This window comes from Yoonia sp. (assembly GCF_046292185.1).
Taxonomy (GTDB): domain Bacteria; phylum Pseudomonadota; class Alphaproteobacteria; order Rhodobacterales; family Rhodobacteraceae; genus Yoonia.
The window spans coordinates 19669-39469 of sequence record NZ_JBKBQY010000020.1; the positions used below are offsets into that span (position 1 = coordinate 19669).

25 protein-coding genes and 6 pseudogenes are annotated in these 19801 nt (G+C 59.2%); 18 read left to right on the top strand and 13 right to left on the bottom strand.

The genetic code is table 11. The features are described from left to right. Nucleotides 1–184: 184 nt before the first annotated feature. On the bottom strand, nt 185–427 hold the full coding sequence (locus ACK4TM_RS05680; RefSeq protein WP_409698059.1) for an I78 family peptidase inhibitor: 243 nt from the start codon (nt 425–427) through the stop codon (nt 185–187). 162 nt (nt 428–589) lie between these two features. After that, entirely contained in the window at nt 590–808 is a 219-nt protein-coding gene (locus ACK4TM_RS05685) for a DnaA N-terminal domain-containing protein (RefSeq protein WP_409698062.1), read from the bottom strand. Between the two features lie 14 nt (nt 809–822). Here ACK4TM_RS05685 and ACK4TM_RS05690 point away from each other — a divergent pair. The 4 genes and pseudogenes from ACK4TM_RS05690 to ACK4TM_RS05705 form a co-directional block, all read left to right on the top strand. Beyond that, a pseudogene (locus ACK4TM_RS05690) lies at nt 823–1047 on the top strand (chromosome partitioning protein ParA); the annotation flags it as partial. Between the two features lie 3 nt (nt 1048–1050). Continuing rightward, on the top strand, nt 1051–2196 hold the full coding sequence (locus ACK4TM_RS05695) for a ParB/RepB/Spo0J family partition protein (protein WP_409698065.1): 1146 nt from the start codon (nt 1051–1053) through the stop codon (nt 2194–2196). A 35-nt stretch (nt 2197–2231) separates the two neighbouring features. Next, entirely contained in the window at nt 2232–2474 is a 243-nt protein-coding gene (locus ACK4TM_RS05700) for a type II toxin-antitoxin system Phd/YefM family antitoxin (protein ID WP_409698067.1), read from the top strand. Continuing rightward, nucleotides 2474–2884 (top strand): type II toxin-antitoxin system VapC family toxin, encoded by a 411-nt coding sequence (locus ACK4TM_RS05705; RefSeq protein WP_409698070.1) that lies wholly within the window; start codon nt 2474–2476, stop codon nt 2882–2884. The genes ACK4TM_RS05700 and ACK4TM_RS05705 overlap by 1 nt, the downstream gene beginning before the upstream one ends. 9 nt (nt 2885–2893) lie before the next feature. On the opposite strand, the pseudogene ACK4TM_RS05710 reads toward ACK4TM_RS05705, so the two are convergent. The 5 genes and pseudogenes from ACK4TM_RS05710 to ACK4TM_RS05730 all read right to left on the bottom strand — a co-directional run. Then, nucleotides 2894–3706: pseudogene (locus ACK4TM_RS05710) on the bottom strand (tyrosine-type recombinase/integrase); the annotation flags it as partial. A gap of 43 nt (nt 3707–3749) precedes the next feature. After that, nucleotides 3750–3935, bottom strand: a pseudogene (locus tag ACK4TM_RS05715) (Tn3 family transposase); the annotation flags it as partial. Between the two features lie 696 nt (nt 3936–4631). Further along, entirely contained in the window at nt 4632–4856 is a 225-nt protein-coding gene (locus ACK4TM_RS05720; RefSeq protein ID WP_409698073.1) for a hypothetical protein, read from the bottom strand. 170 nt (nt 4857–5026) lie between these two features. Beyond that, complete coding sequence (locus ACK4TM_RS05725; RefSeq protein WP_409698076.1) at nt 5027–5284, bottom strand: multiprotein-bridging factor 1 family protein; 258 nt, start codon at nt 5282–5284, stop codon at nt 5027–5029. 124 nt (nt 5285–5408) lie between these two features. Continuing rightward, a complete protein-coding gene (locus ACK4TM_RS05730) occupies nt 5409–5660 on the bottom strand; it encodes a hypothetical protein (RefSeq protein WP_409698079.1) in 252 nt (83 codons plus the stop codon). A 210-nt stretch (nt 5661–5870) separates the two neighbouring features. Between ACK4TM_RS05730 and ACK4TM_RS05735 the strand changes: the two genes are divergently transcribed. The 4 genes and pseudogenes from ACK4TM_RS05735 (at nt 5871) to ACK4TM_RS05750 (ending at nt 7656) form a co-directional block, all read left to right on the top strand. Next, nucleotides 5871–6224, top strand: coding sequence for a hypothetical protein (locus tag ACK4TM_RS05735; protein WP_409698082.1), 354 nt, complete (start codon nt 5871–5873; stop codon nt 6222–6224). A 43-nt stretch (nt 6225–6267) separates the two neighbouring features. Next, nucleotides 6268–6651 (top strand): annotated as a pseudogene (locus ACK4TM_RS05740) (lytic transglycosylase domain-containing protein); the annotation flags it as partial. Between the two features lie 298 nt (nt 6652–6949). Beyond that, complete coding sequence (locus ACK4TM_RS05745) at nt 6950–7258, top strand: ArsR/SmtB family transcription factor (RefSeq protein ID WP_409698085.1); 309 nt, start codon at nt 6950–6952, stop codon at nt 7256–7258. Next, the gene (locus ACK4TM_RS05750; protein ID WP_409698088.1) at nt 7255–7656 is read left to right on the top strand and encodes a VOC family protein; all 402 of its coding nucleotides are present in this window, start codon (nt 7255–7257) and stop codon (nt 7654–7656) included. The genes ACK4TM_RS05745 and ACK4TM_RS05750 overlap by 4 nt, the downstream gene beginning before the upstream one ends. A gap of 77 nt (nt 7657–7733) precedes the next feature. Here the strand turns inward: ACK4TM_RS05750 and ACK4TM_RS05755 are convergent. After that, a pseudogene (locus ACK4TM_RS05755) lies at nt 7734–8075 on the bottom strand (zincin-like metallopeptidase domain-containing protein); the annotation flags it as partial. A gap of 257 nt (nt 8076–8332) precedes the next feature. On the opposite strand from ACK4TM_RS05755, the gene ACK4TM_RS05760 reads away from it, so the two are divergent. Further along, nucleotides 8333–9427: a Fic family protein gene (locus ACK4TM_RS05760; RefSeq protein WP_409698091.1), complete on the top strand. Its 1095-nt coding sequence runs from the start codon at nt 8333–8335 to the stop codon at nt 9425–9427. A 361-nt stretch (nt 9428–9788) separates the two neighbouring features. On the opposite strand, the gene ACK4TM_RS05765 is transcribed toward ACK4TM_RS05760, so the two are convergent. Together ACK4TM_RS05765 and ACK4TM_RS05770 are read right to left on the bottom strand one after the other, a co-directional pair. Beyond that, the gene (locus ACK4TM_RS05765; RefSeq protein WP_409698093.1) at nt 9789–10190 is read right to left on the bottom strand and encodes a type II toxin-antitoxin system VapC family toxin; all 402 of its coding nucleotides are present in this window, start codon (nt 10188–10190) and stop codon (nt 9789–9791) included. Next, the gene (locus ACK4TM_RS05770) at nt 10187–10450 is read right to left on the bottom strand and encodes an antitoxin (protein WP_409698096.1); all 264 of its coding nucleotides are present in this window, start codon (nt 10448–10450) and stop codon (nt 10187–10189) included. The genes ACK4TM_RS05765 and ACK4TM_RS05770 overlap by 4 nt, the downstream gene beginning before the upstream one ends. Before the next feature lie 436 nt (nt 10451–10886). Here ACK4TM_RS05770 and repA point away from each other — a divergent pair, with 436 nt between their 5' ends. From repA to ACK4TM_RS05805, 7 genes are all read left to right on the top strand, one after another. Next, nucleotides 10887–12086, top strand: a complete 1200-nt coding sequence (gene repA, locus ACK4TM_RS05775) for a plasmid partitioning protein RepA (protein WP_409698099.1) — start codon at nt 10887–10889, stop codon at nt 12084–12086. After that, entirely contained in the window at nt 12086–13042 is a 957-nt protein-coding gene (gene repB / locus ACK4TM_RS05780) for a plasmid partitioning protein RepB (protein WP_409698102.1), read from the top strand. Before repA ends, repB begins: the two co-directional genes overlap by 1 nt. A 229-nt stretch (nt 13043–13271) precedes the next feature. Next, nucleotides 13272–14339 (top strand): plasmid replication protein RepC, encoded by a 1068-nt coding sequence (gene repC / locus ACK4TM_RS05785; protein ID WP_409698105.1) that lies wholly within the window; start codon nt 13272–13274, stop codon nt 14337–14339. Between the two features lie 343 nt (nt 14340–14682). Further along, entirely contained in the window at nt 14683–14928 is a 246-nt protein-coding gene (locus ACK4TM_RS05790; RefSeq protein WP_409698126.1) for a hypothetical protein, read from the top strand. Continuing rightward, entirely contained in the window at nt 14925–15452 is a 528-nt protein-coding gene (locus tag ACK4TM_RS05795; protein WP_409698108.1) for a hypothetical protein, read from the top strand. The genes ACK4TM_RS05790 and ACK4TM_RS05795 overlap by 4 nt, the downstream gene beginning before the upstream one ends. Then, a complete protein-coding gene (locus tag ACK4TM_RS05800) occupies nt 15446–15703 on the top strand; it encodes a type II toxin-antitoxin system ParD family antitoxin (RefSeq protein ID WP_409698111.1) in 258 nt (85 codons plus the stop codon). Before ACK4TM_RS05795 ends, ACK4TM_RS05800 begins: the two co-directional genes overlap by 7 nt. Beyond that, on the top strand, nt 15700–16035 hold the full coding sequence (locus tag ACK4TM_RS05805; protein ID WP_409698114.1) for a type II toxin-antitoxin system RelE/ParE family toxin: 336 nt from the start codon (nt 15700–15702) through the stop codon (nt 16033–16035). Before ACK4TM_RS05800 ends, ACK4TM_RS05805 begins: the two co-directional genes overlap by 4 nt. Nucleotides 16036–16041: 6 nt before the next feature. Here the strand turns inward: ACK4TM_RS05805 and ACK4TM_RS05810 are convergent, their stop codons facing one another. Then, nucleotides 16042–17145 carry a tyrosine-type recombinase/integrase gene (locus tag ACK4TM_RS05810; protein ID WP_409698117.1) on the bottom strand — a complete coding sequence of 368 codons (1104 nt, stop codon included), beginning with the start codon at nt 17143–17145 and terminating at the stop codon, nt 16042–16044. 191 nt (nt 17146–17336) lie between these two features. Between ACK4TM_RS05810 and ACK4TM_RS05815 the strand changes: the two genes are divergently transcribed. Continuing rightward, entirely contained in the window at nt 17337–18143 is an 807-nt protein-coding gene (locus tag ACK4TM_RS05815) for a DUF1403 family protein (protein WP_409698128.1), read from the top strand. A gap of 2 nt (nt 18144–18145) precedes the next feature. Further along, the gene (locus ACK4TM_RS05820) at nt 18146–18739 is read left to right on the top strand and encodes an SMC-Scp complex subunit ScpB (RefSeq protein WP_409698120.1); all 594 of its coding nucleotides are present in this window, start codon (nt 18146–18148) and stop codon (nt 18737–18739) included. Between the two features lie 99 nt (nt 18740–18838). Here ACK4TM_RS05820 and ACK4TM_RS05825 read toward each other — a convergent pair whose 3' ends face one another. Further along, nucleotides 18839–19012 (bottom strand): hypothetical protein, encoded by a 174-nt coding sequence (locus ACK4TM_RS05825; RefSeq protein WP_409698123.1) that lies wholly within the window; start codon nt 19010–19012, stop codon nt 18839–18841. Between the two features lie 556 nt (nt 19013–19568). Next, nucleotides 19569–19801 (bottom strand): annotated as a pseudogene (locus ACK4TM_RS05830) (IS5/IS1182 family transposase); the annotation flags it as partial.

Genomic DNA, 19801 nt, shown 5'->3' on the forward strand with positions numbered 1-19801 from the left:
GGGCAGAAAGACCGGCGCACCAGCAAGCCCCGCACCGCCGACACGCGCTACTTTTCTGCAGCGATATGCCGGACCAACTTTCTTTTTTTCTGATCTGGCGAGGCAGACAACACCTGCCCCGCCAGAGAAAGTTGCAAAACGGATCGCTGGCCCAAAGCCCGGTCACCGCACTCCGCTGCCTGGATCAGCCGCAATACACGCGCACGATCCGGTCTTGTTCGTCCAGCGCAAAGTTCAGACGATCACCCCGAAATTCCATTGTGACCACGTCGTCGGGGCGCAGAACACGAACCGGTCCGTCGGCGGTGACCCCATCGGTTGCCGTCACATCAGCGCCGACAAGGTGCGCATAAGCATCTGCATTGCAGGCATCATCCTCAGCTAAGACGGGTTCGCAGGCCATCAGGCCAAGGGCAATAGCGGTCATGGTCAGTATTCTAAGCATAAGTTTCTCCGGCATTGTTGGGCGGTGCGGGTTTCGCATCGGGGAAACCATATTAACCCACGCCCCGACCCGCCAGCCCGGTGATTACCCCTCGGTTCGACCAGTGGCACAAATCCGCCATCCGGCCCAGATCCGACCGGGTCATCAGATCACCAGCGCGATATCCGTGACATCCGGATCTACCGCCTGACACGCCATCAGCACATGTTTCAGCAGATGCATCTGGACATAATTGCAATGAAAGCGGCTTGGCGCCTTGAGGGTCAGCCGCCCCCCTGCCCTTTCCACACGCGCAAGGTTCCGCAGCCAGCTGGCATATTTATCCGGCGCCTCTGCATGCAGGATCGCTGTGCAAGCGCCCATTCCGTCCCGGAACTATGCATAAGGCATTCGCGCAGGTGTGCAAATCGCATGTCACCGTAAACCCGATTGAAATGACCCGCGCAGTGGAACGGTCCGGGCGGATCCTGTCGTCGATCTATGAAATGGATTACAGGCAGATGACCCGCGAAACATGGCGTCGCGCTCGGATGTCCTTTGATCGCGCCTATGACGAATTTCAGGCGACCTTGGTCGATGCCTGGGACAAGCTGGAGGATTAATGAATGGTTAAGAAACGCTCCGTCTTTGATATAAATTTTGAACCCGAAAACGATGAAGGGTTCCCCGCGGGGAACATGCCGCCGCTGGAAACGAAATCCTCCAATGTGCAGGGGCATCCGCTACAGGACCGGGAACCGGTGCCTGCACGGCGCGGACTCATGGCCAGTGCCATCGCGGAAACCGCCGATGCGACCGCCGAGCGCGCCTCGGCAGAGGCTGCGATCCGGGCAGATAATTACGCCCTGGCGCATGAACATGTGCGGCTGAAAAAACTCGGGCTGATCACCGATCTGATCCAGACGTCCGACGTGCTGATGTCAAAACTGACACGCGACAGGTACGCCAATGCCGATCCCGATCTGGTCGAACTAAAGGAATCGATCAAATCGGTTGGTCTGTCCAATCCGATCCGTGTCGAACAGACCGCCGATGGTTTCGAACTTATTCAGGGGTATCGTCGCCTGACGGCCTTTCGAGAATTGGCAGAGGAAACCGGCGACACGCGTTACACGCGTATTCCGGCGGCGATGGTTCCCCGCGGGGAACCTCTCGACACATTGTATCGCAAGATGGTCGATGAAAACCTGATCCGCAAAGATCTGTCTTTCGGTGAAATGGCGCAGCTTACGCTGGCTTATGCCCGCGATGAGGGCGTGTCATCCGGCGATGCGGTTTCGGCGCTGTACGCCTCTGCGCTCAAGCAGAAGCGCACCTATATCCGGCAATTTGCCCGCGTGCTTGAGGCGTTGGATGGTGCCGTTCGATACCCCGAGGCAATCCCGCGCGCCTTGGGGCTGGATCTATACAAGGTGATCGAGGCAGAGCCGGAAAGGCCCGCGAACATCACCGCCGCGCTGCATGATTTACCGCACCGGCATGCGGATCAGGAGATGCAGATCCTGCGCGACAGCCTTACCGCACCGAAAAAGCCAACGCAGGCGATGCCAGCGAAGACGATGTCCAAAACTTCGCTGCGACTGGGCCGCCCGGAAGGCGTGACCGCATCGGATGGCAAGATAGAATTGCGGCTGAACCTGGATTTTCGGCGATTTCCCGATCCAGATTGCAGCAGGGGATTGAGCCGCTTTTGGCGTCGCTGGACAAGGATGGCTAGAATCCCAGCCTTCTTGATTTTACCGCAGTCATAGTTTATCTAGACAGGTAGCTAGCTAGGAGTCGGACCATGTGGACCGTTCAAGACGCAAAGAATAAATTTAGTGCGGTTGTCGAGGCCGCGCTGGCCGGCACGCCGCAAGAGGTGACGCGCCGTGGAAAACCGGCGGTGGTCATCCTTTCCGCTGACGAATATCACCGCCTTCTTGCCGGGGCGGTGAACGCGCGTGAAAGTTTTGCCGACCACCTGATGTCTTTTCCGGGCGACGCCGTGCCGCGCGCCCAGGTCGCACCGCGTGCCGTCAGCTTTTGATGTACATCCTCGACACCAATGTCATTTACGCTGTGCGCCGCCCGGACCGCGCGCCGCAGGTCGCTGCTTGGCTCCGCGGCAAAGCGGAACATGACCTTTTTCTTAGCACGATCACGCTGGGCAAAATTGAACGCGGTATCCGGCAGCTGGACACGCACGACCCGACATTCGCGCGTGACCTTCGCAACTGGCTTGATCGCACGGTCCTGTTGTTCTCGGACCGTTTGCTGGCCTTCGGTGCAGAGGATGCGCGCATCTGGGGGCGTCTGTCGGCCGATATCGGCAACAATGGCGCGGATCTGATGATCGCCGCGACCGCGATTCACCACGGTGCCGTCGTTGTCACGGGGCAAGTCAGTGATTTTGCCCCGACCGGTGTATCGGTCGAGAATCCCTTTGATGTTGCGTAAGGGCAGGGGTCACAACCCCGCCGCTTTGGTGAGGTTGACGCGGAACCTGTCGCGCCTGCGCTGATAGCGGCGGGTCATTTCGGCGCTGGCGTGGCCAAGCTGTTTCTGGACATAGCGTTCATCGACCTCGGCGCTGCTGGCCAGACCCGCGCGCAGGGAATGGCCGGAATAGAGCCTGACCCGTTCGGCGTCGGGCAGGTCTGGCCGCAGGCCCGCCGCCAGCACGCAGGATTTGATCAGCCGCGCGATGTGTTTGTCGTTTAGCCGTCTGTCCTGCGCGCGTTTGCCGTCGCGGGTGACGCCGGTGAAGATGGGCCCGAAGTCAATCCTGGCGAAATGCAGCCATTGTGCCAGCGCGTGGACCGAGCAGGTCTGGTCGGATGATCCGCGCCCGATCTCGACCGCGCGCTAGCCGGTCTTGCCGCGCAGCGTGATCAGCGCGCCCCCGTCCAGCAGATCGACCCAGCCGCCAGAGTCCAGCGTGTCATCCTTGTGGACATCGAGACTGACGATCTCCGAGCGCCGCAGACCGCCGGCAAATCCGATCAGCAGGATCGCACAGTCGCGCAGGCCACGCAGATCATGGGGCAGGGTGGCGATCATGGCGCGGATATCATCTGCCATGATCGCCTCTTTCTGCACCGGCGGGCGGGCATGTTTGCGCCGAATCCCCGCCAGCACGGTGGCGATGTGGCGACCCTTGCGGTCCAGCTGTTGGCCGCGCTGCTGATAGCCCCAGCCAAGCCCCGACAGGCGGCGCGCGATGGAGGCTGTGGACAGGGTCGCGGCAAGATTCGCAATATAGAGCCCCACAAGTTGGGGTCTGATGCCGGAGAGTGCAGAATCCTACGCTAAGGCCGTTTGGTCATCTTTTGGACCACCTGTATTCGCCGATGAGAAGGATTTGCGCCCACCCGAGTGGCGAGATGTGCGCAAGAAGGTTTGCTGAGCAGTCCAAACTATCACTGTGGCGACTATTGACAGCATGACCGAGATGTTTGGTGTTCCAGTAAATGATGACGGAGGCGAGCAGGTTCAGCCCGGCCATGCGCCTCCAACATTACATCGATGTTTGCGAAGCAGGAGTTCAAATCAACGAGTGAAATACCTCTACAGTTCATCGATGAAGGCTGATAGGCACTTGTTGCAATGTCATTATTAGATCGTGTGGTGGGAGGAAGCTCGCGTATCCGGGCTACAGGGAATTGAGCTGCTCCCGATAAAGCGGAACGTAGAAAGATGGAGTTTTCTGTAAAGCCAAATTAATGACGTGCTACCGTGGAACTTCAAGCCGTTAAGCTGAATCGACGATGATCTCCAGAGGGCATGTGTCGACGCCCCCATGGATGCAAGCATTTTTTGAAACGTTTCATGTATGTGGCGAATGTTTGCAAGATTATACGAACCTTGCGGCCCGCTGGTCCAGTGCGTGGCCGACACTGTGTCGTTATGCTGCTTGGCGCTGATGGGGCGCTGACGACTGAAGAGTTGATCGGGCGAGCGGTGCGGCAGGCACCGGGGCCGTGCAGGCCGTAGGGACGGCGACCGTGCGCAGGTGGTTAGCATGGCCAAACGCGGGCGAAGCGGGCGATGCGTTGATTGCCAGGTGACGTCGCCGGGCCTTTGCGCGATCGACATAGGTGGTGAGCACCGGAAATCCTGTCACTCCGTCTTCGTTCGCAGGCAAACGGAGCACGTCGACCATCATGATGTCGGCGACGGGCCCATGAAGCCCATTTTTCCCAAGTCAGTCGACCAGAGATGGCAGCTGCGTAAGAGACGAGAAATCAATCTCTGCTTTTTCGGCATCGCTAAGATCGGGGCAAAGCCTTGATATGCGCTTTGGACCATGCCCGTCCCACCGGACTGCCAACGCACCCGTGTTCCAGCGATAAACCCAGCCAACAATGCTGTCGTCATCGGCTGCAATCAAATTGGCAATCGCGACAGCTTCGACATTATCTTCGTTCACTATTCCGTAACTTCCTGCAATTTGGCGTTGCCGATCGTAGCTTGGGCTTCCAAGGCGTTTGCTGCAGGCGCATGCCGGTTTTCGTTATTATCGGTTAACTGTTCTTCCTTGCTGTACCGATATCTACACTGGGAGAAGTCAGCTCCCGTGTTCTCGATTGATGAAATAACTCAAATCCTGTGGTCGGGCTCCGTGGCGGCTTCAACGATCGCCAATACCTCGAACGGGTCAAAGCCAATGGCGCGGGCGAGGACAACCAGTTCGATGATGTCGACCCGGCGCTGGCCGCTTTCAATGCGCGCCACGAGGGATTGATGGCACTGGAGCCTGACCGCCAAATCCCCCTGACCGAGGCCCGCCTTGATGCGAGCTTCGACCAACGCTTGGCAGAGTGCCACCTGTCCCGTGCTTCTGATTGTCTTTGCCACGCGTCACATACCTTTTGTGACGTCGCTAGCGGATGAAATCTGATATCTAAAAAGTAGATATATGAGGGTGTGATCGGCGTCTTGTTTCCATGGGCTGCAAGTCTGATGCTCCCGAGGTTGCCCATCAATCGCCTACCAATTGTAGAAATCGGCCATAGTCCTCGCTGACCTCCCGCGCTTCCTTGAACGCGCGCGCGCGTTCGCTGTCGAGGCAGCGGAAGTAGCTCTGGATATCCTGGATGTAGTCTTCGAAATCGCCACGGATGATGTCCGCATAGTCCCGCGCCGCCTGCGAATCGCTTGGCACGAAAGGACGGGCCGGGGCGAAGCAGGATTCCGCCAAAACTGGTCCGGGAACGCAGATCAAAAGGACCATAGCTTGCAATGGGAGCAGGCCTGTCAACCTTGGGTTTCTCAAACCTGTTATCTCCTTGATCGCGGACACTGGCCGTGACTAGTGTTTGCGTAACCAAACTACAGCTAAAGCACGATATTACATCTTGCGGTTGATAGTATACTATCGTAACTCTGGGCTTCAAGTGGGAATGCCTAGGGTCGCGCCATTGGAGAAAGCGTGAGCCGGGCCATGAACTGGGACATCGAAGCACCAAATGTGGTTACGGAAGCCAGGTTCCGCGAGCTCGTGGAAAGCGGCTATAGCGCAGAAATCCTGTGCCAGGACTCGGCACATAAGAAAGGCCCCAGCTATTACGGGGTCTGGATCATGCGCGTTGTCACTGATGACGGGGTGGAAAAGCTCCTCGTCACCGCCCGCACGCGGACGACCTACAACGATATCAAGATCCGCGAGTTCAAAACGATCTCCGGCGTGGTGTCTTTTTTCATTGGCCTTGGCTTTTCGCATGTCGACCTGCCGCTTGAGGCGGGTACAAGCCGGAGCCACAAGCTCGCCCCATCAGACAAGGGCGCTGACAACTAACCTCGTCTGCCTCTGGCTGGTCGCAGCACCTGCCTCAGCGCAAATGGTCTTGGTCATGGAGAGCGACGGCTCTCTGACCCCATCCCGGTCTCAGAGCGGTTTTGCCCGGAACTATAATGACGGCGTTGGTCAGGCATCGGCCTCCAATGGCTTGGCCATTCTTGGTGAGACTGAAGCAGCTTTCGAGCCTGACGCGCTGAGGTTTGCAGCGTTCGCCCAGCCAGCACCCTTGCCCCGCGCAGACGTTCTCTCGAGCATCGAAGCGACAGCCCTGCGCTATGCCGGCCATCCCGGTTTGCGCCGCGCGGGACTGTCCGTCACGGATTGGCTGGCACTCTACCGGGCCAATATCAAGGTTGAGAGCGCCTACCGGCAGGATGCGGTTTCACACGCGGGCGCCATTGGTCTGGGCCAGTTGATGTCGGCAAGGCACGCGAGCTTGCGAAACGCATCGTTCTGCGCCGCGATCACGGTCGGATCCGGACGGTCTGGCAGGGATTGAACGGTCATGGACATAGGGAACTCCCTTGAGAAGTTGAAACACCCTTCCCAAAGCCCGCTTTTTCTTTTCCCCTTGGTAGAAGACCCCATCCAAACCTGCCCGACCCGAATAAATCCAAAAGTCAGGACTGCGGGACGAAGCACCTTTGACTCTATCGAAACAGATTGGCCACCTTTAGCCTGATGACTTGACATGCCGTAATTTTACTGCATGATGTCCGCCCATGACAGAAGAACAGCTCGACCTCCTTTTCAAGGCTCTCGCGGATCGCACGCGACGACGCATCATAGCCAGTCTGAGCCGACAGCCCGGCCAATCGCTTTTCGAGGTTTGCGTGGCTTCGGTTGCAGAAAACGGTGCGGCCTTGTCACGACAGACGGTTTCTCAGCACCTCGATGTCCTGGAGCGCGCCGGACTGATTGAGACGTCCTGGAAGGGGCGCACCAAAGCGCATTCATTGAGCATCAACGATAGCCACGTCGCAGCCGCCGCGTGGCTTGAAGAATATAATGAAAGTGGACCCAAAACATGAAAATCCATGTCACCAGCATTTACGTTGACGATCAGCAAAAAGCTGAGAAATTCTACTGCGACACTCTTGGTTTCAAAGTGAAGAGTGATTTGCCGGTAGGTGAAAATCGTTGGCTGACGGTTGTCCCCGATGAGCAACCCGAAGGAACAGAATTACTGCTCGAACCAAGCGACCACCCGGCTGTGAAGCCCTATAAGGAGGCGCTGGTCATGGACGGCATTCCTGCGCACTCGTTCCAAGTGAAAAACCTTGACGCGGAGCGAAAAAGGCTGGGGGAGCGAAGCGTGGCGTTTGTCCAAGAGCCAATGGATGCGGGACCCGTCCGCATGGCCGTTTTCGATGATACCTGTGGGAATCTTATTCAACTGATCGAAATGAAGGATAGTAACCGCGATTGACGCCCGGTTCCGGTATGCGCAGCATTGGTTAAAGAGGGCTCACACCTGCCAATTTCCGCCTCGCAGGAACAGGTCTGTTACGCGGCCTTAGCGCTGCCACCTGCCCTGCCCGTCTCTGATCGGGCGATCAGGTAGTCGCAAGCGCGCTGCGCGTCTGGGGCGTGCTGGAAGATCGCGCCCTTGTCCGACCGAAGAACGCGCAACCAGTTGTAGAGGTAGGCGGCATTCATCTCGAGCGTATGCGCCGTGAAGCCAAGCGTCTGACCCAAGAACACCGAGGTCAATTCCGCGACGATCTCCTCGCGTGCGTACGAGGTGTTGCCGAACTTCGAGAGACCGAAATCGCGGTTCAGCCGATGCGGTGCCTTAGTGGCATGGGCCAGCTCATGGGCCCAGACCCCGTAGAAATTCCTCGGGTCGCCGCGGCCCCGTGGGTCGGCGCGGCCGTGGTGGCATTCGGCATCGTGCTGACCCGTTTATCGGGCCAGCTCGACCGCCGGGCGCTGGCTGTTCCGGCCGAATGATCCGAACCGGGGGAGCAGAAGCTGACGGCCTGACGTCAGCTTGCCAGTTTCGCTACCATGTCGCAGGCCCAAGTTAAAAAGTACCATTTTTGCTGACATGAACTGCATCTCATGTTAAGAAAATGAAACTTTCTTAACGCGAAGTGGGGAACATGTTAAAGCCGACCTATGTCATCCCCACCCTGCCCCCAACGGCAGAAATCGAAACTGTCCCTGTGCTCAAAGTGCTCGCTCGCGCCAGCCGCGCGCTTGCAGAATTGAAAGGCCAAGCGAAAACTATTCCAAACCAAAGCATTCTGATTGACACCCTCGCGCTTCAAGAAGCCAAGGCCTCCTCTGAGGTCGAAAACATCGTCACAACTCAGGACGAGCTGTTTCAGGCCGACCTCTTCCCCGACGACCCGAAATCCCCGGCGGCCAAAGAAGTTTCCCTCTATCGCGACGCTTTGCGGCTTGGCTACGCAAGGCTGGGCGAAGCCGGTGGTTTAATCCCCAATTCGGCGATCATCGACATGTTTCGCTTGCTGAAGGGGCGAAGTGACGGGTTTCGTGTGACACCGGGAACGGCTCTGAAAAACGAGCAGACCGGAGAGATCGTCTTCGTCCCGCCTCAGGATGCGCGCGAGATCGTCAGCCAGATGACGGCGCTCGAGAAGTTCGTCAACGACGACAACCTTTCCGACTTAGATCCGCTGATCAAGATGGCGCTCATCCATCACCAGTTCGAGAGCATCCACCCGTTTCCAGACGGAAACGGGCGGATCGGCCGCATTCTAAATGTTCTCTACCTTACCCGCACAGGATTGCTCGAAATTCCGGTGCTGTATCTGTCGCGCTTCATCACTCGCAACAAAGCAGACTACTACCAGCATCTGCAAGCAGTACGCGACAGCGGTGACTGGGAGAGCTGGGTCATCTACATGCTCGAAGCCGTAGCTGAGACTTCTGCCACGACAGTCGAAATTGTCATCGGTATTCGACAGCAAATGGCGGACGTTAAGCACAGGCTGCGGGACGAGTTACCGAAGATATACAGCCAGGAGCTGCTAAACAACCTCTTCCGCCACCCATACACGCGGATCGAATACCTGCAGAAGGATCTGGATGTCAGCAGACAAACTGCTGCGAAGTACCTCGACACCTTGGCGGACCACGGCTTTGTCGAAAAGTACCGCTCGGGGAAGAACAACTATTTTATCAACGTTGCCTTGGTGAAGCTGTTCCTCGACGTGTCGGGTGGGCCGTAGGGCTCAGCCCAGAGAGCAGGCTATGGGAGGTGGACGCAACCGTCGTCGGCTGATTTCGTCAGTTGGCCGGAACAGTTGACCGTCGAAAGAACTAAAATTGTTTGCCGATTGACGGCGATACAGACAGGCCGCGTCTTGGGCCGTCAGTCTCGCCCGTCATCTGTTCGCGTTTCCACAGGAACGGATAGCAGAAAACCTCTCCAGCACGCGACTTAGTCATCCGACTGCGTCAAGTTTCGCTCGAGCCCTTCTATCATCAGCGCCTTGATATCCTCGGGCATCTCGTCGATCATGTGAGCCGGCTGCGTGGCCCCCGCGCGAGCTGCTGGTATTGATCGACTTTTCCGAGGTCAGGTGGATCTTACCTGATCCAGTGTTCAACCCGCAGGCCGCGAACGCGGGAAAACTCGCCCGTGTTATCAGTCACAAGGATGGCGCCCGCGGCGCAGGCATGCGCCGCGATCAACAGATCATTCGGACCAATGGTCTTGCCAGCGGCCTCAAGCGCGGCACGGATACCGCCATACTCTGCGTCAGCGGGCACATCGAACGCCAGAACCTGCACACTTTCCAGTATCGCTTCGACATGCGCCAACAGTTTCGCGGACCCTTTCTTCGCACAGCCATATCGCAGCTCTGCCGCAGTGATAATGCTCACGCAGATCGCATCCGCTCCGACATCGGCAATGCGTTTTGCCGCGCTGCCCTCAGGATTTCGAAGAAGGTCAGAGACGATGTTGGTGTCCAGCATATACAGGCTCAAAGGTCGATGTCCTTGGCCGGAAGAAGCGTCTCATCCACATCAGGAAACTGATCCTCGGGTCCGAGCGGGTCCAGCCCCGCCAGCACTTCCAGCAGGTTCTTGCGCTGCACCGGCTCGATGATAAGCCGGTTCCCGTCACGGTAGATGTTCACCCGATTCCCCGGCAACTCGAAGTCTACGGGAATACGGACGGCCTGGCTCTTGTTGTTGCGAAAAAGCTTGGCTTCGCGAGGCTCTGAATTTGAATGCGGTTGCGGCATGATGGCCTCTCCTCTTCGGGTGTATATGCAGAGACATATACATTATGCAGCTTAGACTTTCAACCTCGCGTCGTGACAATCGCTTGCCGTCCCGGACTTGTTCTGGAGAATCTGATCCGCTGCGGCGACATTGAACGGACGCAGCGCCTGCAACGATTCGCCGCAGCCATCGCGTTTCAACCTGTTGGGGCAACTTACACAGCAATTACCAGATGTTGGGGATTGCTGTAAGAGAGTAGCAAATACCAAACAAGTTCAGTGCGTTACCGCCACTTGCTCCGCTTCTGGGTGAGCAGACGAGCAACACGTGCCGTCAAAAAACTGTTGCCTGAAAGGAAGTTGCGTGCAAAAGATTTCTTTGACGCAGAAACACAAAAAACGCGTGATCCTGCGACGAAACAACGATGACCCAGCAAGAGGTCGTGAGGGCAGCAAAATGACAGACAAGCAAATACCGCAGGCAGAGTCTATCGCGGCAACGATTGCGGCCCATGCCTCCCGCCTGTCAGAAGCGTTGAATGTGCATATGCGCAACAGCTTTCAGCCCGACAGCCGCAAGGTTCTGCGCAAATTCCAGCCTGCCGAAGTCTCCGAACTCACCGGGATCAGCCTGTCCAATCTGCGCACCCGCCATTTGGAAGGCGATTTCCCCGAAGTGGAAACCGATCCGCGCGGCCGCAGGCTCTATTCCGCGGCCGAGATCGACCAGATCCGCCATGTCATGGCCCGCACCGGGCGCAATGGTGCGGCCTATCTGCCCGGCCGCCGCGACGGTGACACGCTGCAGGTGATTTCCATTGTCAATTTCAAAGGTGGCTCCAGCAAGACGACCACCGCCATCCATCTCGCACAGCGCTACGCCCTGCGCGGCTACCGCGTGCTGGCCGTCGACATGGACCCGCAGGCCAGCCTGACCACCATGTTCGGCTATCGCCCCGAAATAGAATTCTCCGAAACCGGCACGATCTATGACGCGCTGAAATATCAAGACCCGGTCCCGCTCAGCGAAGTGGTGCGCAAAACCTATTTCCACAATCTCGACCTCGCCCCTGCCGGCCTGCTCTTGTCGGAATATGAAACCGAAACCGCCTATGCGTTGCAGCACAAGCAGGACCCCCCTTTTACCCAGCGGCTGGCGATCGCGCTCGACGAGATCGAGGAAAATTATGACATCGTGATCATCGACTGCCCGCCGCAACTGGGCTTTACCACGATGACGGCACTTCTCGCCTCGACCGGATTGCTCATCACGGTGGTGCCCAGCATGCTTGACGTCGCCTCCATGGCGCAATTCCTTGAAATGGCTGGGGAAACTGTTCAGACGCTGGAAGAGGCGACAGGCCCGATCGACTGGTCCTTCCTCAAGTTCCTCATCTCGCGCTTTGAACCGACCGATGTGCCCCAATCGCAGATGGCGGGCTTCCTGCGCTCGATCCTGCTCGATCAGGTGCTGACCATCCCGATGCTGAAATCCACCGCCATTTCCGATGCGGGCATGACTCAGCAGACAATCTACGAACTCGACCCCGGTCAGGTGGTGAAAAAAACCCGCGACCGGATTCTGGAGAGCGTTAATGGCGTTGCCGATGAGTTTGAAAAAACGATTCAGGCCGCCTGGGGCAGAAAGGCTGAATGATGGCACGTCGCAACCTGTTCCAGCCCCCTGCCCCGCCTGATACAGCCACCCCGGCGGAACCACGCAGCCGGTTTCCAAATACCGGCGCGATGTCAGGCATGAAGTCCACGCTCAAGGACCTGTCCAGCAATGCCGTGCGCGAGATCCCCGTCGATCAGATCATTGAAGGCGGACCAAAAGACCGGCTCGTCTTCAGCGACGCCGATGTCGCGACCCTTGCGCAAAGCATCCGCCAGCATGGTCAGCAGGTACCGATCATGGTGCGCCCTGCCCCTGATCAGCCTGGTCTGTTCCAGATCATCTATGGTCGCCGACGGTTGCGTGCCCTGCGCGTTCTGGGCCTGCCCGCTAAGGCGCTGGTCCGTTCACTGTCAGATTCTGAGGCTGTGCTGGCACAGGGGCAGGAGAACGCCGAACGGCTGGACCCCAGTTTCATCGAAAAGGCGCTCTTTGCCGCTGAACTCGCCGATACGGGATACGACCAGCCGGTGATCCTTGACGCACTGGCCATCGACAAACCGATGCTGTCGCGCATGACGAAAGTCGCCCGCGCCATCCCCGAACCCGTGATCCAGTCCATCGGCTCTGCCCATGGCATTGGCCGCCGCCGCTGGGAAGACCTCGCCGATCTGGTCCGCGATGACGGCGTGGACCTGACCGCGCTGACAGAAACGCTCGATCTGGACGCGATCGCGCAATCCGACGACCGTTTCGCACGGCTCAGCGCCGCAGCAATGCAACATCGCAAAGCGACACCCCCATCGCGCACCCCTGCCCTGTCGGTCACCGCCGATGACGGCACACCGTTGGCAGAGGTCACCGATACCGCCCGCGCGCTGACGCTGAAATTGTCCAAGACCCAGACACCCGAATTTGCCCGGTGGATGCATGAAAATGCGGAAACCACGCTCAAGCGCCTCTATCAGGCGTGGCAGACAGGCGAAGACCCTGATTGAGCCATCGACGCAGTAGAAACCAAACAACAAGGAGCACGCAAACAACCCAAAAAGAAAGAGCCCCCCAAGGTCACCCAAGGAAGGCCCGATCTGTTCTTTGCACCTACAGATTTAGCAGCTTTTCCCCATCAGTCAACAACAACCGATTCGGTTGCTGAACAACTGCGGCCTTTTTCACCTTAAATTGTGAATATAGGGGCGTTTCCCGCCCGGTTGTCGTGAAAATATCATGGCTTTCATCCCCGCCGCCGCCTCTTTCAGAGAGCGGACAGAACCTCTGTTGTCCGCGGACAACGCGATTCCCGACCGTCACATCGTCATTGACATGACTCGCCGCGCAGCCTCGCTGATAGGACTGACCCCGCCGGTGATCGCCACACTCGACACGTTGATCTCCTGCCTGCCCCCCAAACGCACGCATCACACCGTCTTTGCCTCGAACGCGACACTGACATTCCGGCGCAACGGCATCTCTGACCGGACTATCCGGCGGCACGTGGTGATCCTGCAGGATGCTGGCCTGCTTGCCCGCCACGACAGCCCGAACCGCAAACGGTTTACTAAGGCCAACAGCCACGCTGGCACGATGCTCCGTTTCGGCTTTGATCTGACGCCACTCTACGACGCCCTGCCCCGGATCGCCGCTCTCGCCGCTGAAGCGACCGCCAAACAGGAACAGATCGCCTATATCCGCACCAAGATCCGTGCCGCCGCCAACGATCTGCTCATCACAGACCCACATCACCCGAATGCCACCCAAGCCCTGCGCATCTTGCGCCGCAAACTGACGCTGGACGCCTGTGAAACCCTGCTGACAACCCTCACCACCGCGCCCTTGGCTGCCGAACACACCGAGGCCGCAACAGCACAAATGTCCGCCGAAGACAGCCAAAATGTCCGGCACCATCAGAACTCAAAAAAAGAACTTATTGATAAAGAACCGCAACCACAAAAAAAACAACACCCGTTCCATTTGACAGAATTGCTCGCCGCCTGCCCGGAAGCACGGCAATATGCTGTGAATAAGATCGAGTCTTTCGCAGACGTCATCGCCCATGCCCGCATTCTTGCCCCGATGATCGGGATCGACGACCGCACCTATCAGGCTGCACAGGATCAAATCGGGCCACTCAGTGCCGCAACAACGATCTGGGCCATGATGCAATTCCATCAACGTATCAAACAGGCTGGTGCCTATTTCAGGGCGATCACCACTGGTCAAAAAAGCATTGGCTTCGACCCGGTCCAGCTGATCCGCCAACTCGCCGCGCGCCAGCATTGTCCGCGGACAATTTGATCAACCATGGATTTGTCCGCGGACAATTCGCGAAGCAACGCACGGTGCCACAACCTTTTCCAAAGGCTGTGAATATAGACTGGCACGATCCACGCAACCAAAAAGGTACCGCCATGTCCTATCTCCACCGTCTCACCGATCCGCGTTCCGAAGCGCCAAAATCCATCGAAACACCGGGCCTTGCCATCCATATGCTCGCGCTGAACAGCATCACCATGCAGGCTCTGATCCGTGACCGAAACACCAGCCCCGATTATCAACTGAATGAACTCATCACCTCGATCCGGAGATTGGCCTCTCCAATCCCATTCAGGTCATCGAACGCAGCGATGGTCGCTATGATCTGGTTCAGGGCTATCGCCGGTTTGCGGCCTATCGCGCGCTCCATGAGGAAGACGGCGAGGCCTGGGCAAAGATCCCCGCCGGATTTCTTCCCCGCGGGGAAGGGCGCACCAAGATATATCGCCGCATGGTCGATGAAAACGTCATCCGCAAAGACCTGTCTTTCCCAGAAATGGCCATGACCGCTCAGGTCTATGCCGCCGACCCCACAACCAGCACATCGTCGACAGCGCTGTCGCTGTGTTGATCCAGTCCGCAGGCTACCAACGCCGCAGCTATATCCGCAAATTCGCGCGCCTGCTTGACCTGATCGGCCCATATCTTTCATTTCCTCAGGATATCTCACGCAATCTCGGTCTCTCACTCCTCCAAAAGATCCGCCGGGATGACACATTGGTCCGCCGCCTGCGTACGCATCTGAAAGATTACGACAATCGCAGCGTAGTCGAGGAAATGACAATCCTGCAATCCTTCGCCGATGGCACAGCGCCCGACCCCGATGGCCTGAAACCGCTCAACTCCAGGTCGGCGCGCAGCACATTCCAGGTCGGTGAGGTCCGCTGCATCGCAGGGCAGGGCGGTCTGACCCTGAAACACACCCGGGATTTCACCACAAAAGATCGCGTCAAGCTCACTCAGGGCATCACCCGACTGCTCGCTGCGGGCACGAAACTCTTGCTCCTCTGGCTTCTGGCGCTTGTTCTAGATTTCATTGACCAGAACTGTGCATTGGCATATATTGCCAACAAATGGAGATCTTACCAATGGTGACACGCAACGTTGTCCTGACCGAATCCCAAGACCATCTGGTCCAAACACTTGTGGCGTCCGGACGTTACCAGAACGCAAGCGAAGCGTTGCGCGCTGGTCTGAGGCTGCTTGAACAGGAAGAGGCACAGATGGCAGACCTTCGGAAGGGCCTTCTTGAAGGTCTGGCGCAGGTCAAGGCAGGTGATCTTGCGCAGGGCAGCGGCAAGGATGCGATCCGCCGGGCCTTTGCGACTGCGCGCGCTCGTTCATGAGCCGATCCTTCCGGCTGACCCGTCGTGCGGAAGCCAGCCTCACCGAAATCGCCAGATGGACGATCGAGAATTTCGGGCTGCGCCAGGCAGAGCGTTACGAGGCGGGATTGCTCGACCGCTGTGAGGCGATTCTGAGCAGGCAGGCACAAAGCTGGAGTTGCGCAGTCCTCATGAACGACGCAGATGACCTGCGTTTCATCAGGGCAGGGGAGCATTTCCTGATTTTTTTGGACCAGCCCAATGAGGTCGTCATAGTGGACATCCTGCACGCGCGCACTGATCTGCCTAATCATGTGGCGGCGCTGCTCGCTTTGAAAAACGAAGGCGTCTGAACCCCCTCACAACCCCGCCGCCTTGGTGAGGTTGACGCGGAACCTGTCGCGCCTGCGCTGATAGCGGCGGGTCATTTCGGCGCTGGCGTGGCCGAGCTGTTTCTGGACATGGCGTTCATCGACCTCGGCGCTGCTGGCCAAACCGGCGCGCAAGGAATGGCCGGAGTAGAGCCTGACCCGTTCCGCGCCCGGCAGATCAGGCCGCAGGCCCGCCCTCAGCACGCAGGATTTGATCAGCCGCGCGATGTGTTTGTCGTTCAGCCGTGTTTCTTGCGCCCGTTTGCCGTCGCGGGTAACGCCCGTGAAAATGGGGCCGAAACCGATCTTTGCGAAATGCAGCCATTGTTGCAGCGCATGGACAGGGCAGGTCTGGTCGGATGATCCGCGCCCGATTTCCACTTCGCGCCAGCCGGTCTTGCCGCGCAAAGTGATCAGCGCGCCACCGTCCAGCAGATCGACCCAGCCGCCGGAATCCAGCGTGTCGTCCTTATGCACATCGAGGCTGATGATTTCGGAGCGCCGCAGACCGCCTGCAAAGCCGATCAGCAGGATGGCGCGGTCGCGCAGCCCGCGCAGGTCATGGGGCAGGGTGGCGACCATGGCGCGGATATCATCTGCCATGATCGCCTCTTTCTGCACCGGCGGGCGGGCGTGTCTGCGCCTGATCCCGGCCAGCACGGTGGCGATGTGGCGATCCTTGCGGTCCAGCGGCTGGCCGCGCTGCGCATAGCCCCAGCCCAGCCCCGACACGCGGCGCGCGATGGAGGCGACCGAGAGGGCAGGGGCCTTGCCCTGTGGCGCGGCGAGATCCGCGATGTAAAGCCCAACCAGTTCGGGCGATGGGGGCAGGGGGTCCGCACCCCGCATCCGGCACCAGCGGGTGAACTGCGCCCAGTCCTTGGCATAGGCCTTAAGCGTGTTGTCCGCGACTGCGGCACTGGCGTAATCGCGCGCGGTGCCGACCAGCCGGTCGAGCGCGCTGGAGCCCGCGACATGGGCGGGCAGGGCGATGGGTTTTTCCTGCGCGCTCGCGCCGCGCTGCGCGTCATTGAGGGTATCCTGCGGCGCTGTGCGCGATTTGTCGTTGTTTTCCTGCATGTGGTTGAGCATATTCCGGTATGTCCGATAATGCAAGATTATTGGACATAAACGAAGTTTACAAGTTGGGGCGGTTCAGGCATTATTCTGTGGCTAAAAGCGCCGCCGTGGGCTAGCCTTGCGGGATGAAACCTCCACCGCCTGCCCCTTTGCCTGATCCATTCTGCGTGCCGGAACGGCCGTTCCGGGGCGGTGCGGCGCGCATGGAAGCCCTTGAAGACGCGGCGTTTTCGTCGGGCGCGGCGCTGGCGCGGCTTGATGCGGTGCTGCGCCGGGACAACCTGCCGCAGGCCTTGTTGCGCGACCGTTTGGCCCTGCGCGCGGCAGAGGCCTGCATGGTGTTTGCGGGCCGGCAGGACCGCGCGGGCGATCTGCGCGATGCGGTGCATCTGCTGCGTCCGGGTGATCTGCCGGGGCCTGCGGGGGAAACCTGTCTGGCGTGGCGGCGCGCGGTGGCGCGACCGGTGGGGCTGCGCGCGCTGCACCGGGCTTTGCCGGATTGCGCGCCGGCGCAGATCGCGGTTTGGCTTGATGCGCGGCAGGGCGCGCCCATCGCCCGCGCCGCGATGGTGCTGGAGGCGGTTCTGACCGATCTGCCGCGCGGCGAGGTGCCCGCCCTGATCCTTGCCGATGCGGTATTGGCGCAGGCGCTGGGGTGGGATCATCTGGTGCCGCTGTTGGCGCCCGGGTTGCAGCGGGCCGATCTGCGCAAGCGGGGCGACGAGTTGCGTCTGGCCTGTCACCGCGCGGGGGCGGCCTCTGCTTTGCAGGCGGTGCGCGATGCGGCTGATCTGGCGCGACGGGCGGCGCATTTGCTTGCGGTTGCACCAAAGCTGCGGGCGAAAGGCGCGAAAGATGCGGTGGCGATGTTTCTGACGCAGGAGGCGGTGGCCCCTGCGGCCTTGCCCTTGTCGGATCGCGCGGCGCGGCGGCTCTGTGACCGGCTAGTTGCCTTGGGTGCGGTGCGGGAACTGACCGGGCGCGAGACCTTCCGCCTGTATGGATTGTAGCGATGGCAGAACTGGACCGCGCATTGCCCGATCTGCCGCCGGACTTGCGCTGGCGCGAATGGATGCGCCGGATCGAGGCGGTCTTGTTCGCGTCCGCCACGCCGGTGCCGCGCGAGGATCTGGCGCGCGTCGTGGGGCAGGGGGCGTCGGTCGATCTGCTGATCGCGGACCTGTCCGCTGATTTGGAAGGCCGGGCATTCGAGGTGGTGCAGGTCGCGAGCGGCTGGATGTTGCGCACGCGGCCCGCCTATGCGCCGGCGATCCGCGCGGCGGCGGATGCGGGCGGGCAGCGGCTGGACCTGAGCGCATTCGATACCGCGGTGCTGGCGGCGATTGCCTATCACCAGCCAATCACCCGCGAGGGGCTGAAGGAGATTTTCGGCAAGGAGATCAGCCGCGATCTGATCGGGCGGCTGCATGGGCAGGGGCTGATCGGGACGGGGCCGCGCGCGCCACAGCGTGGCGCGCCCTACACCTTTGTCACCACAGAGGCGTTTCTGGTCGCCTTCGGGCTGGCGAGTTTGCGGGACTTGCCGGACAGGGAACACTTGGCCGATGCGGGGCTGGCAGCCATATCGAATGGCACCAGTCCGTGAAAGCCCGCTATCCCCGGTGATATTTCGGCGTTCGGGATGACGACGAATGATGTTGTAACAAATGCTATGATATCCTTGGCATGGAATGTACCGGCAGCTTTAGCGACACATCTCCCTGACCCCGAGACGCTCTATGCTGCGCTGCTTGGTGACGGTAACCATCAGCTCTCCGATGTCCTTCATCACCGGCGTCATGTCGCTCAGCCTGTCACGCAACTGGTCAAAGAATGTCGCGATCTGGCTGTCGACGCGCTTTACATCCCAGTCGATCATTCCCGGTTCCTGTCTGTACTAGTGCGTGGGCGTGGGCGGAGGTGGTGACTCCGGCGCGCGCGCTGTCGGTTGGACAGAACCGCTCATATTTACTCGCGTGGTGCAGCGTGCGGCTTGCTTGATGGTGCACGCCCTCACGTGACGATCTGCATCGTTCTGAGCCTCTGGCGCCGTCGGCCGCCACGTCCAGCCGGCGACCGGCCACCACCATTCAAAAGCCCCCAGCTTCAGAACGCATCGTTCTGCGATGTAACGGCGGACTGGACGAGAGGGCGCGCCGTCGCGGTCAAGCACGATCGCCTTTCGGATACGGTAAAAGGGCATTTCTCAAAAAAACCTTCGAAAACAAAAGACAAAATGTCTGACATCTATGATCCCGGAATTGCAATATGCGGGATATTGCGGCTTTATTATGTCTTGATCGTGCCATTACTGGCCTGGTGTTCGCCTTCGACCGTCGTCGCCCTTCATCGGGCACTGTTGCGGCCCGCACCCGGGAGGCACTGCACAACAGCTTTCATCAATAACTTCACGACAAGATGGCTGTTAATGCAACAGTCCTGGCGATCATCCAGTCAGGGACCAAGCCGAATTTGTCTTTCACCCGCGTCAGCATCGTTTTTGTCGACCCAACCTCGGCTTGCCGGATGGAGCGGGTGGGTTCCACATCCAAGATGACACCGTGATCCGTGTCGATGAGATAATTGTCGGTATAGCTGAAGAACGCCGGGCCTTTGCGGGCCGCTGTCCACTGACTGGCGGGATCGGAATGCGAGGTAAACTTGGGCT

Bases quoted from the DNA above. Each gene is read 5' to 3' on its own strand.
- ACK4TM_RS05680 (WP_409698059.1), bottom strand. From the start codon at position 427: ATGACCGCTATTGCCCTTGGCCTGATGGCCTGCGAACCCGTCTTAGCT.
- ACK4TM_RS05685 (WP_409698062.1), bottom strand. From the start codon at position 808: ATGGGCGCTTGCACAGCGATCCTGCATGCAGAGGCGCCGGATAAATAT.
- ACK4TM_RS05695 (WP_409698065.1), top strand. From the start codon at position 1,051: ATGGTTAAGAAACGCTCCGTCTTTGATATAAATTTTGAACCCGAAAAC.
- ACK4TM_RS05700 (WP_409698067.1), top strand. From the start codon at position 2,232: ATGTGGACCGTTCAAGACGCAAAGAATAAATTTAGTGCGGTTGTCGAG.
- ACK4TM_RS05705 (WP_409698070.1), top strand. From the start codon at position 2,474: ATGTACATCCTCGACACCAATGTCATTTACGCTGTGCGCCGCCCGGAC.
- ACK4TM_RS05730 (WP_409698079.1), bottom strand. From the start codon at position 5,660: ATGGTCCTTTTGATCTGCGTTCCCGGACCAGTTTTGGCGGAATCCTGC.
- ACK4TM_RS05735 (WP_409698082.1), top strand. From the start codon at position 5,871: ATGAACTGGGACATCGAAGCACCAAATGTGGTTACGGAAGCCAGGTTC.
- ACK4TM_RS05745 (WP_409698085.1), top strand. From the start codon at position 6,950: ATGACAGAAGAACAGCTCGACCTCCTTTTCAAGGCTCTCGCGGATCGC.
- ACK4TM_RS05750 (WP_409698088.1), top strand. From the start codon at position 7,255: ATGAAAATCCATGTCACCAGCATTTACGTTGACGATCAGCAAAAAGCT.
- ACK4TM_RS05760 (WP_409698091.1), top strand. From the start codon at position 8,333: ATGTTAAAGCCGACCTATGTCATCCCCACCCTGCCCCCAACGGCAGAA.
- ACK4TM_RS05770 (WP_409698096.1), bottom strand. From the start codon at position 10,450: ATGCCGCAACCGCATTCAAATTCAGAGCCTCGCGAAGCCAAGCTTTTT.
- repA (WP_409698099.1), top strand. From the start codon at position 10,887: ATGACAGACAAGCAAATACCGCAGGCAGAGTCTATCGCGGCAACGATT.
- repB (WP_409698102.1), top strand. From the start codon at position 12,086: ATGGCACGTCGCAACCTGTTCCAGCCCCCTGCCCCGCCTGATACAGCC.
- repC (WP_409698105.1), top strand. From the start codon at position 13,272: ATGGCTTTCATCCCCGCCGCCGCCTCTTTCAGAGAGCGGACAGAACCT.
- ACK4TM_RS05800 (WP_409698111.1), top strand. From the start codon at position 15,446: ATGGTGACACGCAACGTTGTCCTGACCGAATCCCAAGACCATCTGGTC.
- ACK4TM_RS05805 (WP_409698114.1), top strand. From the start codon at position 15,700: ATGAGCCGATCCTTCCGGCTGACCCGTCGTGCGGAAGCCAGCCTCACC.
- ACK4TM_RS05810 (WP_409698117.1), bottom strand. From the start codon at position 17,145: ATGCTCAACCACATGCAGGAAAACAACGACAAATCGCGCACAGCGCCG.
- ACK4TM_RS05815 (WP_409698128.1), top strand. From the start codon at position 17,337: ATGGAAGCCCTTGAAGACGCGGCGTTTTCGTCGGGCGCGGCGCTGGCG.
- ACK4TM_RS05820 (WP_409698120.1), top strand. From the start codon at position 18,146: ATGGCAGAACTGGACCGCGCATTGCCCGATCTGCCGCCGGACTTGCGC.
- ACK4TM_RS05825 (WP_409698123.1), bottom strand. From the start codon at position 19,012: ATGATCGACTGGGATGTAAAGCGCGTCGACAGCCAGATCGCGACATTC.